General features: G+C 42.8%; 1 protein-coding gene. It reads right to left on the bottom strand.

Translation table 11 applies throughout. The features are described from left to right. Positions 1-186: hypothetical protein (locus tag HC175_RS22045; protein WP_168139999.1), on the bottom strand; the 186-nt coding region annotated here is incomplete at its 3' end. Positions 187-325 lie beyond the last annotated feature (139 nt).

Here is a 325-nt window from a genome sequence, read left to right as displayed (position 1 = left end):
ACCCTGTGGGGCCCTGATCTCCGAGGGATAATTTGGGAAAGTCGCCACATCGTTACCAAACATGGCCGAGGTGTCAGAAAACTGGGTACCCGTGAGCTGCATTCCATCGCCGGAATCTCCCACAAAGCGAATTACTACGGCTTCAAGAGCTTCGGCCTGGGTTCTGGGTTTTTCTGCTGTTATCATACATAAGATTTTGAAACCTTCCAGGTAGAACTAAAAGGTGTGGATATTGACTCAAATGTAAATTCATTCCACAGCAGGAAATATGATGAGTGTCATATTCTTTTTAGAATGAGCTTATTAAGAATAATTCTTAGTTAAT

The sequence above is a fragment of the Salinimicrobium oceani genome, from assembly GCF_012037645.1.
This window is presented reverse-complemented; position numbering and strand designations above follow the sequence as displayed.